Source organism: Streptomyces mesophilus (genome assembly GCF_011044995.1).
Taxonomy (GTDB): domain Bacteria; phylum Actinomycetota; class Actinomycetes; order Streptomycetales; family Streptomycetaceae; genus Streptomyces; species Streptomyces mesophilus.
Genome location: NZ_JAAKZW010000209.1, coordinates 1 through 14,906, shown reverse-complemented (window position 1 = coordinate 14,906; position 14,906 = coordinate 1). Strand labels below are relative to the sequence as shown.

Sequence of the window (14,906 nt, the reverse complement as noted above, 5' to 3'; positions counted from 1 at the left end):
CCCCGACCCCCACACCGACGCCGACGCCGGACGACCCCACCGGGGACCCGACGCCGCAGCATCAGCAGGGTGAGACGGGCGAGTAGCCGCCGAGCGGCTCAGTCGCCCAGGACCCGGCGCAGATAGTCGTTGCCGAACACCCGGTCCGGGTCGAGCCGGTCGCGCAGCTCGGTGAACTCGCCGAAGCGCGGGTACACCGACGCGAAGTACTCGGCGTCGCGGGTGTGCACCTTGCCCCAGTGCGGCCGGCCGCCGTGCGCGGTGAAGATCCGCTCGGCCGCGGTGAAGTAGGCCTGGTAGGGCGTGCCCTTGTACATGTGCACCGCGATGTACGCGCTCTCGCGGCCGGACGCCGTGGAGAGCGTGATGTCGTCGGCGGGCGCGGTGCGCACCTCGACCGGGAAGCTGATCCGCAGGTTCGAGCGGTCGACCATGGTCCGCAGTTCACGCAGCGCCTCGACGAGGGCCTCGCGCGGCAGGGCGTACTCCATCTCCACGAAGCGCACGCGGCGTGGAGACGTGAAGACCTTGTAGGGAATGTCGGTGTACGTGCGGGCGGAGAGCGCCTTGCTGGAGATCTTCGCGACCGTGGGGATGGTCCCCGGGACCGCGCGGCCCAGTGAATTGACCGCCTGGAAGAGGCCGTTGGAGAGGAACTCGTCCTCGAAGAAGCCGCTCACCTTGCCCACCGGCTGCTCGGGACCCGCGCTGCGGTTGTTGCGCTTGGTGTTGCAGTTGCCGGTGTGCGGGAACCAGTAGAACTCGAAGTGCTCGTTCTCGGCGTGCAGGGCGTCGAACTCGGCCGTGACCCGGTCGAAGGTCATCGGCTCCTCGCGCGCGGTGAGCAGGAACTCCGGCTCCACGGCGAAGGTGATCGCGCTGATCACGCCGAGCGCACCGAGCCCGAGCCGGGCCGCGGCGAAGATCTCGGGATTCTCCTTGGGCGAGCAGTGCAGCACCGAACCGTCCGCCGTGACGAGCTCGAGGGCCTGGATCTGCGCGGAGATCGAGGCCGAGTCGCGGCCGGTGCCGTGGGTGCCGGTGCTGGTGGCGCCCGCGACGGTCTGCTCCATGATGTCGCCCATGTTGGTGAGCGAGAGGCCCTCGCGCGCGAGCGCCAGGTTCAGGCGCTTGAGCGGGGTGCCCGCCTCGACGGTGACCGTGCCGGCCTCGCGGTCGATGTGCCGTATCCCGGTGAGCAGATCGGGCCGTATCAGGAGACCGTCGGTGGCGGCGGCGGACGTGAAGGAGTGGCCGGTGCCGACCGGCTTGACCCGGCGGCCTTCCTCGGCCGCCTGACGTACGGCGGCGGCGAGCTCCTCGACCGAGGCGGGGCTGACCTCCTGCGCGGGCCGGGCGGTGACGTTGCCGGCCCAGTTACGCCACGTTGTCCCGTACGCCTTCGGGCCGTTCGGTGCCCCCGTCGGTCCCGTCGTCGATCCCGTCGTACCCATCAGGTCCTCCCCGCAGCGGAACCGGCCTGGTCAGCCGGCGGTAGCCGAGGAACCCGATCACGACCGCGACGCCGCCGGCGATGGCCGGCACCACATACGCCCGGTCCGCGCCGGCCGCGTCGATGACCCAGCCGGCCGCCGACGAACCGAGCGCGATGCCGACCGCGAGACCCGTGGAGGTCCACGTCATGCCTTCGGTCAGCTTCGCCCGGGGTACATGCTGCTCGACGAGGGCCATCGTGGTGATCATCGTCGGTGCGATGGACAGGCCCGCGACAAACAGCGCCACGGCCAAGAACAGCAAGTTCCCGACCAGTAGGAGGGGGATCATACTCACGCCCATCGCACACACGCCCAGGAGCCACCGCTTGGCGGCCGGGCCCTTGAAGTGCACGAGTCCGAAGACGACGCCGGCGAGGCAGGACCCGGCCGCGTACACCGCGAGCACCAGACTGGCCGCCTCCTTGGCGCCCTCGTGCTCGGCGAATGCGACGGTGACGACGTCGACGGAGCCGAAGACCGCGCCGGTCGCGACGAAGGTCGCCATCAGGACCTGAAGTCCCGGCGAGCGCAGGGCACTTCCGCCCGTGTGGTGCTCGCGGGGGTGGGGGACCGGTTCGGTGGCGTGCTGCGCCGTCAGCCAGAAGGTGCCGATCGCGAGGAACACGCCCGCGAGCAGCGGGCCCGCCTCGGGGAACCAGACCGTGGACAGACCGATCGAGATGATCGGCCCGAAGATGAAGCAGATCTCGTCGACGACGGATTCGAAGGAGTACGCGGTGTGCAGCCGGCGCCGGTCGAGGCGGTACACCTCGGCCCAGCGGGACCTGATCATCGACCCGAGACTCGGTACGAAGCCGACGAGCGCGGCGCACAGGAACAGCGTCCAGTCCGGTGCCTCGAACTTCGCGGCGAGCAGCAGCGCGGTGACCGCGGCGAGCGAGACGAGCGTGGCCGGACGCAGGATGCGCGCCTGCCCGTACCGGTCCACGAGCCGCGAGATCTGCGGACCGATCACCGCCGCGGACAGCGCGAGGGTCGCGGAGAGCGCGCCGGCGAGCCCGTACCGCCCGGTGAGCTCGGAGATCATCGTCACGACGCCGATGCCCATCATGGCCAGCGGCAGCCGGCCGATGAGTCCTGCCGCCGAGAACGACAGTGTCCCGGGCGGCGTGAATATCTCGCGATAGGGGCTGGGCAAGGGGACACTCCGGTAAGGCGTGAGTTGGGCCAATACAGCTTACGGCCGCCAGGTGGCCGAGCGCGCGCCGATTCCGGGGTCATACGGGGCCAAGGGCCCGACCGCACTGGCAGGGCGACGACCTAGGATCGGGACCATGTCCCACGCGCCCGACCCCACCCCGTACGACGCCCTCCTGCTGCTCTCCTTCGGCGGGCCCGAAGGCCCCGACGACGTGGTCCCGTTCCTGGAGAACGTGACCCGCGGCCGCGGCATCCCCAAGGAGCGGCTCAAGGAAGTGGGGCAGCACTACTTCCTCTTCGGCGGCAAGAGCCCGATCAACGACCAGAACCGCGCGCTCCTCGACGCCCTGCGCAAGGACTTCGCGGAGCACGGCCTCGACCTCCCGGTCTACTGGGGCAACCGCAACTGGGCCCCGTACCTGACGGACGTCCTGCGCGAGATGGTCACCGACGGCCACCGCCGCATCCTGGTCCTGACCACCAGCGCGTACACCTCGTACTCGGGCTGCCGCCAGTACCGCGAGAACCTCGCCGACGCGCTCGCCGCGCTCGAGGCCGAGGGCCTGCCGCTGCCGAGGATCGACAAGCTGCGGCAGTACTTCAACCACCCCGGGTTCGTCCGGCCCATGATCGACGGCGTCCTGAACTCGCTGTCCGAGCTTCCCGAGGACGTACGGGACGGCGCCCACCTCGCGTTCACGACGCACTCCATCCCGGACGCCGCGGCCGACACCTCGGGCCCCGTCGAGGGACACGGCGACGGAGGCGCGTACGTACGAGAGCACCTCGACGTCGCGCGCCTCATCGCCGATGCCGTACGGGAGGAGACCGGCGTCGAGCGGCCGTGGCAGCTGGTCTACCAGTCGCGTTCCGGCGCCCCGCACATCCCGTGGCTCGAGCCCGACATCTGCGATCACCTGGAGGAGCGGCACGCCGCCGGCGTGCCCGCGGTCGTGATGGTGCCGATCGGCTTCGTCTCGGACCATATGGAGGTCCTCTACGACCTCGACACCGAGGCCACCGCCAAGGCCGCCGAGCTCGGGCTGCCGGTGGCCCGCTCGGCCACCGTGGGCGCCGACCCCCGCTTCGCGGCCGCCGTACGCGATCTGCTCATCGAGCGGGCCGGCGCCGAGCGCGGCGAGAGTGTCGCGCCCTGCGCCCTCGGCGCCCTGGGCGCGGGCCACGACCTGTGCCCGGTCGGCTGCTGCCCGGCCCGCGCCCCGAAGCCGGCCGCCGCGGGCGCCGACAGTCCCTACACCCGAGGAACCAAGTGATCAACGCCCTGCATGCGGAACTGCTCGCCCTCGCCCAGGAGGCCGCCCGCCGCGCCGGAACGCTGCTGCGGGACGGGCGTCCGGCCGATCTGGCGGTCGCCGCGACCAAGCCGAGTCCCATCGACGTCGTCACCGAGATGGACATCGCGGCGGAGAAGCTGATCACCGGCCTGATCGCCGAGCGCCGCCCGCACGACGGCATCCTCGGCGAGGAGGGCGCCTCGACCGAGGGCACGAGCGGTGTCCGCTGGGTGGTCGACCCGCTCGACGGCACGGTCAACTACCTCTACGGCCTGCCCACTTGGTCCGTGTCCATCGCCGCGGAGCAGGACGGCCAGACCGTCGTCGGCGTCGTCACGGTCCCGATGCGCGGCGAGACGTTCTACGCGGTGCGCGGGCACGGAGCCTGGGCCACCGGCGCCTGGGTCGGTGAACGCAGGCTGGCCTGCCGCCCCGCGCCGCCCCTGGACCAGGCCCTGGTCTCCACGGGCTTCAACTACGTCGCGAAGGTCCGCGCCCACCAGGCGGAGGTCGCCGGCCGACTGATCCCGCTGCTCCGCGACATCCGGCGCGGCGGCTCGGCCGCGGTCGACCTGTGCGACGTGGCCGCGGGACGCCTCGACGGCTACTACGAGCGCGGCCTGCACCCCTGGGACCTCGCGGCGGGCGACCTGATCGCCCGTGAGGCGGGCGCCCTCACCGGCGGCCGCCCCGGCGAGCGCCCGTCCAACGATCTGACGGTCGCGGCGACACCGGGCGTCTTCGAGCCGCTCCAGGAAGAGCTGGACCGGCTGGGTGCTTGGCACGACTGACCCATTGTCATACGTAGGGGCCCGCCGCATCGGATGCGGCGGGCCCCTTCGTATGGCAATGGGTACGGCGAACAGGCGCTAGGCCACCTGTACGCCATGCTCGGCAGCGAGGCGGTGCAGGTCGTCGAGCTCGGCCTGCTCCACCTCCGCGAGGAAGTCGTCGCCGTCCTCACGTGCCCGCGTGAGGTCCGTCTCCGTGGCCTTTATGCGCTGCAGCAGCCCTGCGGTGAATGCGTCCATGGTGCGCCCCCTCGTCGTGGGTCGAGTGTCGGTGGCACGGGGGTGTGCCCTCGGGAAGGGGCGATCACGTCTCTTGCCGTCTCGACGGATGCGGTGCGGGTGCCGCTCCACAAAAACGGTTCGTGGCGTGCCACTTGCAAAGAGTGATCGCGGGTGTAAGGCCGTCCTCCCCTGGGTTCCTGTCGCGGAAACCTCAACCTGCGGAGGGATCTCTTGATTCCCGTACAAGGGCCGTCAATCACGTCAGCCGTCACCTGGGCCTGCGGGCGGGCGGCCGGGCGCCTGTGGCCGTCTTACAGCCGGTTTACGGCCCAAAGGGGCAGGATGGAGACATCACCATGTGACCGGAACCTGTCGCTCATGCGGCAGGGCGGTCGGTGAGGCGGCCCTCTGCCCAGCGGGCTCATCAGGATTCAGCCCGCTCTCCGGGCTCACAGAAGGGACTGCGACGTGCGCGTACTCGTCGTCGAGGACGAGCAGCTGCTCGCCGATGCGGTGGCCACCGGACTGCGCCGCGAGGCCATGGCCGTGGACGTCGTGTACGACGGCGGCGCGGCCCTCGAACGCATCGGCGTCAACGACTACGACGTCGTCGTACTCGACCGTGACCTGCCCGTCGTGCACGGCGACGACGTCTGCCGGAAGATCGTCGAGCTCGGGATGCCCACGCGCGTCCTGATGCTCACCGCGTCCGGCGACGTCAGCGACCGCGTCGAGGGCCTGGAGCTGGGCGCCGACGACTATCTGCCCAAGCCCTTCGCGTTCACCGAGCTCACCGCGCGCGTACGCGCGCTGGGCCGGCGCACCACCGTCGCGCTGCCGCCCGTCCTCGAGCGGGCCGGCATCAAGCTCGACCCGAACCGCCGGGAAGTCTTCCGCGACGGCAACGAGATCCAGCTCGCGCCCAAGGAGTTCGCCGTTCTGGAGGTGCTGCTGCGCTCCGAGGGCGCGGTGGTCTCGGCCGAGCAGCTCCTGGAGAAGGCCTGGGACGAGAACACCGACCCGTTCACGAACGTGGTCCGCGTGACCGTCATGACCCTGCGCCGCAAGCTCGGCGAGCCCCCGGTGATCGTCACGGTCCCCGGCTCCGGCTACCGGATCTGATCCCTCCATGGCCGCCTCCCCGGCGCCTCCATCGGCGCCGCCCAAACCGACGTGGGACCCCCACAAGACCGAGCCGCCGTTCCCGTGGCTCCGTCCGACCATTCGCATAAGGCTCACCCTGCTGTACGGCGGGATGTTCCTGATCGCGGGGATCCTGCTGCTCTCGATCATCTACTTGCTGGCCGCGCAGGCCGTGCACGTGGGTAACGAGATGCCCTTCAAGATCATCAGCGGCGATGTGAAGATCGACTCAAGCGCCTGTCCGGCACTCGCGGACCGCAAGTTCCCCACCGTCGACACCTTCAACGACGCCGCGCGCATCTGCCTCGACCACCAGCGACAGAAGGCCCTCGACGACCTCCTCAGCCGCTCGCTGCTCGCCCTGCTCGGCCTCAGCGTCATCGCCTTCGGCTTCGGCTACGCGATGGCCGGACGCGTCCTGGCGCCGCTCGGCCGGATCACCCGTACCGCCCGTCAGGTGGCCGGCTCGGATCTCACCCGGCGGATCGAACTGGACGGTCCTGACGACGAGTTGAAGGAGCTCTCGGACACCTTCGACGAGATGCTCGACCGTCTGGAGCGCGCCTTCACGGCCCAGCAGCGGTTCGTCGCCAACGCCTCGCACGAGCTGCGCACGCCCCTGGCGATCAACCGCACGCTCCTCGAAGTGCATCTGTCGGACCCCGGCGCGCCCGCCGAGCTCCAGCAGCTCGGCAAGACGCTCCTGTCCACCAACAAGCGCAGCGAGGAGCTGGTGGAGGGCCTGCTGCTGCTCGCCCGCAGCGACAACCAGATCGTCGAACGCAAGCCCGTGGACCTGGCCGAGGTCGCCTCGCGCGCCCTTGACCAGGTACGTCCCGAGGCCGAGGAGAAGGGCGTCGAGATCCGCGGAGAGCGCGCTCTCGCCGTCGTCCAGGGCAACGGTGTGCTCCTGGAGCGCATCGCCCTCAACCTCGTCCAGAACGCCGTGCGGTACAACGTCCCCGAAGACGGCTGGGTGGAGGTCACCACGGAGGCCGTGCACGGACAGGCGGTGCTCGTGGTGTCCAATACGGGACCGGTGGTGCCGGCGTACGAGGTGGACAACCTCTTCGAGCCCTTCCGGCGTCTTCGTACGGAGAGGACCGGGAGCGACAAGGGTGTCGGACTGGGCCTCTCGATCGTTCAGTCGGTGGCGCGGGCCCACGGGGGCCGTATCATCGCCGAGCCGCGTGAGGGGGGTGGTCTCGTGATGCGAGTCACCCTGCCGATCTGAGATGCTGTCGCGGATCCGCCGCGAAGTTCGCTTTTAGCGGAATTTTCGGGACCTGAGCCCGAGGAGGCCGTGTGGAATCGATCACAGGGGCGAATTTTCGGCCATCTACTCTCCGTGATCGCCGTAGATGTCGGAAAGCCCGGAAAATCCAGGGTTTTCAGGGGTCTTGATCACGGGAAGTACACGGGGTGGCGCCCGTGGAGTGGAAAAAAGGGACCGTGTACGGTCCCCATCGCCATCCAAACGATCACCTCTTGGGAGGGGCGGTTGGGTGTCGATTGAGTAACAGACCTTGATGTGAGGCAAAATCTCCGCCTCGGGTCGGGCACAAGTCCGGCCTCTCACGCGTTACGTGCGCTGGAGACACCGCAGACACCCAGAGGGGGAGAGCGACATGGCAACGGATTACGACACCCCACGTAAGACCGATGACGACGTCGAGTCCGACAGCATCGAAGAGCTGAAGGCCCGGCGGAACGACAAGTCGACTTCATCGGTCGACGTCGACGAGTTCGAGGCCGCGGAAGGCCTGGAGCTGCCCGGCGCAGACCTCTCGAACGAGGAACTGGCCGTCCGGGTCATGCCCAAGCAGGCGGACGAGTTCACCTGCATGAGCTGCTTCCTGGTCCACCACCGCAGCCAGCTGGCCCGCGAGAAGAACGGCCAGCCCATCTGCCGCGACTGCGACTGAGGCGTGGGTCGGCCGTGACTGGCTCGACCCCGCCCCGGAAGCGACTTTTCCGGCTGCGGCATTCGAAGCAGTGGAAGGCGGACGGCTCGCAGACGTCCGCACCGCCGGAAGGCGCACGTGACGACGAGCGGGGCCACCCGGCCTCGCTCGAGGCCACGGAAGCCGAACAAGGGCCCGCAGCAGCGGGCACCGTCGCGCCCGTGACAGCGGGCACAGAGGTCTCCACGACGGACGGCGACGCCAGCGCCGTCGCTCCGTCGCGCAGGCTCGACAAGGTCAAACAGGGAGTACGCAAGGGCCAGGCGAGCGCCAAGGCCGGGATCGGCTATCTCGCCGACCGCATCATCGAGAACGCGCCGCGCGTTCCGGTACGTGATCTCGCCACGCTGCGGCGGCAGTTCCCGGGTCTCGGCCCCGAGCAGCTCGCCGACAAGCTGGTCGCCGGCGCGGCCAACGCCGCATCGACCGTCGGCGCGGGAGTCGGTGTCGCGGCGATGCTGCCGGTGCCGCCCGCGATGCCGGCCGAGATGGCCGCCGAGATCACCGGGGTGGCCGCGATCGAGCTGAAGCTCATCGCCGAACTGCACGAGGTGTACGGGCTGCGGCCGCCCGGTGCGCTCAAGTCCCGCTCCACCGCCTATCTGACCTCCTGGACGGAGGAGCGCGGCATCGACGTGAAGAAGCCGCAGACGATCAACGCGGCGCTCGGCGGGCAGGTGAAGCGCGAGCTGCGGCAGCAGATCATGAAGCGCATGGTGCGCAACCTGCCGAACCTGATGCCGTTCATGGTCGGCGCCGCCGTGGGTGCGGTGATGAACCGCCGCGACACGAAGAAGCTGGCGGAGAAGGTCCGTAAGGACCTGCGGGCACATCAGGTGCCCTGGGACACGCTGGACGCGTTGCCGCCCCTTGAGCGGCCCGTGAACCCGCTGGATCCACTGAATCCGCTGGCCGGGACCGACCGCAAAGAGCTCGGAACGTAAAGACCTCGAGGGCTGGGGCCTGCCGGACAGGCCCTGGAGTCCCGTCCGGCGCTAGCGCGTCAGAGCGTCGACCAGGCGCTCGGGCGTACGGGTCGACACGTACACGTAAGGAGTCGGGTCGGCCGGATCCGTGACCGGGATGCGTACTGCCCTCGGCACGTAGCTGCGCAGCAGCATGAAGGCGCGCGGGTCCGACTTGTGCATGCGCCAGGCGCGGGCCTCCTCCGGGTCGAGGATCTCCGGGGCGCCGAGCGCCGTGAGCGGGATCCGGGCCTGACCCGCCACCAGGGAGCCGGCCACGACGCGGACGCGGGCCGAGCCGTACGAGCTGACCAGGACCGACGCGAGGGCCGCGCCGCCGATCAGACCGCCGAGCATCGGGAGCGTGCCGAGCGGCAGCAGCATCAAGGCGCACGAGATGCCCACAAAGAAGGCGATCACCCACCAGGAGCGGGGAGCGGTGAGGCGTTCGTCGTACGTTTCGGTGGCTTGCTGCATGGGTCAAGCTTGGCATGGTGCTCAAGGCGCGAGGTTGCGCGGGTAAGGTCTCCGCCTGTGAGTGGACGAACACCATCGTTGACGCCCCCGGACGACGCCACGGCGCCGGTGCGGCACCCCGACGCACCGCCCGCCGGCGAACTGCTCGGTGCGCACTACGCGCACTGCTTCGGCTGCGGCGACGCACAGCCGCACGGACTGCAACTGCAGGCGCGGGCCGCCGAAGGCGTCGCGATCACCGCCGAGTTCACCGTCAAGCCCGAGCACCAGGGCGCTCCGGGCCTCGCGCACGGAGGTGTGCTCGCCACGGCGCTCGACGAGACGCTCGGCTCGCTGAACTGGCTGCTGCGCGCGATCGCGGTCACCGGAAGGCTCGAGACCGACTTCGTACGGCCGGTGCCCGTCGACACGGTGCTCTACCTGGAGGCCGAGGTCACCGCGGTGGCCGGACGCAAGATCTACTCCACGGCCGTGGGGCGGATCGGCGGACCCGAGGGTGAGATCGCGGTGCGGGCCGACGCGCTGTTCATCGAGGTGAAGGTCGACCACTTCATCGACAACGGACGGCCCGAGGAGATCAACGCCGCGATGAGCGATCCCGATCAGCGGCGGCGCGCACGTGCCTTCGAGGTGAACCCGTGAGCAACCCGCCCCTCGACGTGCGGATCCGGCGCATCGACCCCGAGGTCCCGCTGCCCGCGTACGCGATGCCGGGCGATGCCGGTGCGGACCTCCGTACGACTGAAGCCTGTGAACTCGCCCCCGGGGAGCGGACGGTACTGCCGACCGGTGTGGCTATCGCGCTCCCCGATGGGTACGCGGCCTTCGTGCACCCGCGCTCGGGGCTCGCCGCACGCTGCGGACTGGCTCTGGTGAATGCTCCGGGGACCGTGGATGCCGGGTACCGTGGGGAGATCAAGGTGATCGTGGTGAATCTCGATCCGCGCGAGACCGTGCGGTTCGAGCGCTTCGACCGGATCGCCCAACTTGTCGTCCAGCAGGTCGAGAAGGTCCGCTTCCACGAGGTGGCGGAGCTTCCCGGATCGGCGCGGGCCGAGGGGGGCTTCGGGTCCACGGGCGGCCATGCCGCGGTGGACGGCGACGCGGGCGGTACGGCCGCCGACAAGGGTGGGAATCGATACGCTTCGGTCGTATCCGACCGGGAAGGACAGTGACGTGTTCGGACGTCGTAAGAAGGACGCGGCCGAGGCTGCGACAGGCGAGACCGAGCAGGTCGAGGACTTGGACCCGCAGTCAGAGGCCTCGGCCGACGAGGAGGGCGCACCGGGACGGGTGAACCTGCCGCCGGCCCCGCGCCCCGACGGGCCCTGGGACGTCTCCGAGGTCACCAGGCCCGCCGAGGGCCGGGTCGATCTGGGCGGTCTGTTCGTGCCCGGTGTCGAGGGCATGGAGCTCCGCGTCGAGGTCGCCGGTGACGCCATCGTCGCGGCCACCGTGGTGCTCCAGGACAGCGCGGTTCAGCTGCAGGCCTTCGCCGCCCCCAAGAAGGAGGGCATCTGGGGCGAGGTCCGCGAGGAGATCGCCTCCGGCATCACCAAGCAGGGCGGTGTGATCGACGAGGTCGAGGGCCCGCTCGGCTGGGAGCTGCGCGCGCAGGTCCCGGTCCAGCTGCCGGACGGCACGGGCGGTGTCCAGGTCGTGCGCTTCATCGGCGTGGACGGGCCGCGCTGGTTCCTGCGCGGTGTCATCTCCGGCCAGGGCGCGGTGCAGCCGCAGGCCGCCGGGCTGCTCGAGCAGATCTTCCGCGACACCGTCGTGGTGCGCGGCGAGGGTCCGATGGCCCCGCGCGACCCGATCGTCCTGAAGCTGCCGGAGGACGCCCAGATGGTGCCCGAGGGCGTCAAGGAGGAGTCCCAGGCCGAGTCCCGCTTCTCCGGCGGCATGGGCCAGCTGCAGCGCGGACCGGAGATCACCGAGGTCCGCTGAGGTTTTTCGTTCTACGTGAGGGCCGCATCCTTCCTGGAAGGGTGCGGCCCTCACGCGTGGGTGGGGGCCGAAAGCCCGGTGGACGGAGGGTGCCGTTCCATGGTGCGGGTGGGCAAGGAGTGGCACGTGTGGGTGAGTTGAGGGGGCGCACGGCCATTGCGGGGCTCGTCGGCGTCAGCCCATACTGTGCCCTCGACACGGGGGTGATCAGTGCGGGGGAGCGGGCTCACGCCTGCCGTGGTGCGCCGAGGGCGACATCACGGCCTGGTTCTCGGCGCGGCCGGACTTGCCGTGCTGCTCGCCGCGACCGTACTGGCCGCCCTGGCGGCGCTGACCGAGCAGGCCGTCCTCGGTGCCGCGCGGCAGCGGCTCGCGGCGGACGAGGACGCGGTCGTCTCGGTGAGCGGGCCCTTCGCGCCCGGCAGCGCGCAGACGGACGAGCGGATCGGGGCCGCGGTCCGCGGAGCGCTGGCGCGGGCGTACGGGGACGTACCGCAGCGCACCTATGACGCCCTGCGCGTGCCGAAGAACCAGGCCACCGAGCTCTCGGTCGCCGATGCAGAAGGACAGATACGCGGCGACGTCACGCTGGCCCTCGTCTCCCTCGAGTCCGTACGCGAGCACGCCGAGGTCGTGAGCGGCAGGCTGCCCGGGGCGCGGTCCGGCGGCACGGCCGAAACGGCGCTGCCCGAGCCGCTCGCCGTGGAGCTCGGGGCCCGGCCGGGCGACACCCTCGCCGTACAGACGACGGGCGGTAAGCGGCTGCCGGTCGAGGTGACCGGGATCTACCGGCCCCGGCCGCAGTCCGCCGCGCTGTGGCGCAGCCTGACCGGCATGTTCGGCGGGACCGACACCCTGGCGGTCGTCCCGTCGGCCACGATCACGGGGACACCGCAGCTCGCCGGGGACAGTGTCCGGTCGTGGCTGGCCGTGCCGGACGCCGAGCGGTTCCGGCTCTCCGACATCGACGGCCTGAGCGGGCGGGCGGCCGCCTTCCGCAGCAGCGACCCCATGCTGTCGCTGTTCGGCGGAAAGGTGCCGCCCGAGGGACGTGAACTCCAGTTCTCCTCGCGGCTCGGGCCCGCCCTCGACCGGCTCGAGACACCGATCGCCGTATCGCGGGCCGGTCTCTACATCCCCGCGTCGCTGCTCGCCGCCCTGGCCCTGGCCGCCCTGATGCTCACCGCACGCCAACTGGCCGCACACCAGCGGGCGGAGCTCGCGCTGCTCGCCGCGCGCGGCGCGGGGACGTGGCGTCTCACCGCCGGGGCCGCGGCGCAGTGGGCGGTGCTCGCCGTGCCCGCAGGGATCGCCGCACCGTTCCTCGCCGGGCCGCTGCTCGCCCTGCTGCGGCGCACGGGCCTGGCGGAGGGCGAACTGCCCGGCTCCGCGCTGCTCGCCGCCGGCTGGACCGCCGCCGCGCTCGCGGTCCTCGTGCACGGCGTCGCCGTACTCGTGCCCGTCGTACGGTCCGTACGCGACCGGCAGGCCGTGAGCCGGCTGCGGTGGCGGCCCGCGCGGTTCGCCGCGGCGCAGCGGCTGGGAGCGGACGTGGTGCTCGCGGCGGTCGCCGTCCTCGGCTGGCTGCAGCTGCGCCAGTACCGTTCGCCGGTCAGCAGCGCCTCGACGGTCGACCCGGTCCTGGTCCTCGCCCCCGTGGTGATGACCGCCGCTGCCGCGCTGCTCGTGCTGCGGCTGCTGCCGCCCGCCGCCCGGCTGCTCGACCCGCTCGCACAGCGCGGCGCAGGCTTCGTACTGCCGCTCGGCGGCTGGCAGTTGGGGCGGCGCGCGGCCGGGCACGCCGGGCCCGCGCTCGTGGTGACGCTCGCGCTCGCCGTCGCCTCGCTGAGCTCGACCGCGCTGGTGATCCTGGACCGCGGGGACCAGGACCAGGCGGCCTTCCGGGTCGGCTCCGACCTGCGGATCGATCCGTCCGACCGGCTCGCCGGGGAGGAACGCAGTGCGGCGTACGAGGGGTTGCCCGGGGTGCGGGCCGTGACACCGGTGATCGAGGTGGACGCCTCGGTCGCCCAGGAGTCGGTGGGCGTCACCGCCGTACACACCGGGGCGGACGCGCTCCCCTCCCTGGACGCCGAGCACCGTGCGCGGCTGGGTGCGGGCATCCCCGAACACGGGCTGCGCCTGATCGGCGCCCCGAAAGAACTCTCCCTGCGGGTAAGCCTTGTCGCCGACGGACCCGGCATGGCCGACCCCGTACGGCTGTCGGCGTACTTCGCGGGCGGCGACGGCCGCGTGCACGCCGGAGAGGTCGAGCTGACGGAGGGCGCGGCGGCCCGTAAGGTGCGGCTTCCCGTGCCGGCCGGCGCCACCCGACTCGTGCAGCTCGGGCTCGCCATGCCGGACGAGACGGTACGGCGCACCTACCGGCTGGTGGTGGACGAGGTGCACGAGCTGGTCGAACCCGGGCGCTGGCGTGACCTGTTCACGCCCGCACCCGACCTGGAGGTGGCCGGCTGCCCCGACGCCGAACCGCGTGACCGTCCCGGCGACGCACCGGGGCCGGTGCTGTGCTCCACGGCTCTCGAGCGTCCGGGCTTGCTGATCGAAGCGGTCCTGCGGGGGCCCGACACCGAGCTCCCCTTCCCCGTGCGGGCGATCAGGCTCGCTGTCGAGGCACCCGAGGCGAAGCCTCCGCCCGCGCCCGCGCTGGCCGACGCCAGGATGCTCGCCTCCGGGATCGCCGACGTCGGTGACACCGTGACCGTACGGCAGCCGGCAGGCGGGAGCGCCCGGCTGAAGATCATCGGCACGATCGAAGCCGTGCCGGGCGACCTCAACCGGGACCAGCCGCGGCTCCTCGTCGACTCGCGGGCGCTCACCGCCCAGTTGGTGCTGAGCGGTGGCGCGCCCGGGGCCGAGAGCTTCTGGTGGGCCCGTACGGACGACGGTGGGGCGCAGGCGGCGGCCCGGGCGGTGCGCGCGGCGCCACGGCTCGGCAAGGCGCTCGATGTGCCCACCGCCCGCGCGGAGTTGGCGGCGGATCCACTGCGGCGCGGAGCCAAGGCCGCGCTCGCGCTGTGCCTGGCGCTCGCGCCGCCGTTCGCCGTCGTGGCGTTCACGCTGCACACCGCGCTGGCCGCGCGCTCCAGGAGCCGGGAGTTCGCCCTGCTCAGGGCGATCGGGGTACGCAAGCGTCAACTGGCCGCGTATCTCTGGACGGAACAGTTGGGCCTCGCCGCGGTGGCGGCCGTGCTCGGCACCGTCCTCGGTGCGGTACTGGCCTTGCTGATCATGCCGGTGGTGACGGTGGACGCGGGCGGGCGCCCGGTGTTCCCCGCGCTTGCCACGGAGGTTCCCTGGGGGCGGGTCCTGCTCACGGCGGGCGCCACGACCGTCCTGATCTGCGGCGTGGTCACGCTCGCCGCCCGCTATCTCGGACGGGTGGATCTGGCGCGGGTGTTGCGGGCGGGGGATGACGGATGAC

14 protein-coding genes are annotated in these 14,906 nt (G+C 71.4%); 10 read left to right on the top strand and 4 right to left on the bottom strand.

Translation table 11 applies throughout. From position 1 onward, the window contains the following. Window positions 1-98: 98 nt before the first annotated feature. Window positions 99-1,454, bottom strand: a complete 1,356-nt coding sequence (locus G6045_RS32515; RefSeq protein WP_165335764.1) for a D-arabinono-1,4-lactone oxidase — start codon at window positions 1,452-1,454, stop codon at window positions 99-101. After that, entirely contained in the window at window positions 1,378-2,655 is a 1,278-nt protein-coding gene (locus G6045_RS32510; protein ID WP_165335763.1) for an MFS transporter, read from the bottom strand. Before G6045_RS32510 ends, G6045_RS32515 begins: the two co-directional genes overlap by 77 nt. Before the next feature lie 136 nt (window positions 2,656-2,791). Here G6045_RS32510 and G6045_RS32505 point away from each other — a divergent pair, with 136 nt between their 5' ends. Further along, on the top strand, window positions 2,792-3,931 hold the full coding sequence (locus G6045_RS32505; RefSeq protein ID WP_165335762.1) for a ferrochelatase: 1,140 nt from the start codon (window positions 2,792-2,794) through the stop codon (window positions 3,929-3,931). Continuing rightward, on the top strand, window positions 3,928-4,743 hold the full coding sequence (locus G6045_RS32500; RefSeq protein ID WP_165335761.1) for an inositol monophosphatase family protein: 816 nt from the start codon (window positions 3,928-3,930) through the stop codon (window positions 4,741-4,743). The genes G6045_RS32505 and G6045_RS32500 overlap by 4 nt, the downstream gene beginning before the upstream one ends. Before the next feature lie 78 nt (window positions 4,744-4,821). On the opposite strand, the gene G6045_RS32495 is transcribed toward G6045_RS32500, so the two are convergent. Further along, window positions 4,822-4,983, bottom strand: a complete 162-nt coding sequence (locus G6045_RS32495) for a hypothetical protein (RefSeq protein ID WP_165335760.1) — start codon at window positions 4,981-4,983, stop codon at window positions 4,822-4,824. Between the two features lie 450 nt (window positions 4,984-5,433). Between G6045_RS32495 and G6045_RS32490 the strand changes: the two genes are divergently transcribed. The 4 genes from G6045_RS32490 to G6045_RS32475 all read left to right on the top strand — a co-directional run bounded on the left by G6045_RS32490 (window position 5,434) and on the right by G6045_RS32475 (window position 9,016). Next, window positions 5,434-6,087 carry a response regulator transcription factor gene (locus G6045_RS32490; protein ID WP_052575660.1) on the top strand — a complete coding sequence of 218 codons (654 nt, stop codon included), beginning with the start codon at window positions 5,434-5,436 and terminating at the stop codon, window positions 6,085-6,087. 7 nt (window positions 6,088-6,094) lie between these two features. Continuing rightward, window positions 6,095-7,342 carry a sensor histidine kinase gene (locus G6045_RS32485; protein WP_165335759.1) on the top strand — a complete coding sequence of 416 codons (1,248 nt, stop codon included), beginning with the start codon at window positions 6,095-6,097 and terminating at the stop codon, window positions 7,340-7,342. 394 nt (window positions 7,343-7,736) lie between these two features. Continuing rightward, window positions 7,737-8,033, top strand: a complete 297-nt coding sequence (locus G6045_RS32480) for a DUF4193 domain-containing protein (RefSeq protein WP_165335758.1) — start codon at window positions 7,737-7,739, stop codon at window positions 8,031-8,033. A 14-nt stretch (window positions 8,034-8,047) separates the two neighbouring features. Next, window positions 8,048-9,016, top strand: a complete 969-nt coding sequence (locus tag G6045_RS32475; RefSeq protein ID WP_165335757.1) for a hypothetical protein — start codon at window positions 8,048-8,050, stop codon at window positions 9,014-9,016. A gap of 51 nt (window positions 9,017-9,067) precedes the next feature. Here G6045_RS32475 and G6045_RS32470 read toward each other — a convergent pair whose 3' ends face one another. After that, a complete protein-coding gene (locus G6045_RS32470) occupies window positions 9,068-9,514 on the bottom strand; it encodes a DUF3093 domain-containing protein (RefSeq protein ID WP_165335756.1) in 447 nt (148 codons plus the stop codon). Window positions 9,515-9,571: 57 nt separating this feature from the next. Here G6045_RS32470 and G6045_RS32465 point away from each other — a divergent pair, with 57 nt between their 5' ends. The 4 genes from G6045_RS32465 (at window position 9,572) to G6045_RS32450 (ending at window position 14,905) form a co-directional block, all read left to right on the top strand. Then, entirely contained in the window at window positions 9,572-10,156 is a 585-nt protein-coding gene (locus G6045_RS32465; protein WP_165335755.1) for a PaaI family thioesterase, read from the top strand. Continuing rightward, window positions 10,153-10,689 carry a dUTP diphosphatase gene (gene dut / locus G6045_RS32460; RefSeq protein ID WP_165335754.1) on the top strand — a complete coding sequence of 179 codons (537 nt, stop codon included), beginning with the start codon at window positions 10,153-10,155 and terminating at the stop codon, window positions 10,687-10,689. Before G6045_RS32465 ends, dut begins: the two co-directional genes overlap by 4 nt. Before the next feature lies 1 nt (window position 10,690). Then, window positions 10,691-11,461 (top strand): DUF3710 domain-containing protein, encoded by a 771-nt coding sequence (locus G6045_RS32455; RefSeq protein ID WP_165335753.1) that lies wholly within the window; start codon window positions 10,691-10,693, stop codon window positions 11,459-11,461. Between the two features lie 240 nt (window positions 11,462-11,701). Beyond that, window positions 11,702-14,905 (top strand): ABC transporter permease, encoded by a 3,204-nt coding sequence (locus G6045_RS32450; RefSeq protein WP_328707983.1) that lies wholly within the window; start codon window positions 11,702-11,704, stop codon window positions 14,903-14,905. The last annotated feature ends 1 nt before the right edge of the window (window position 14,906 follow it).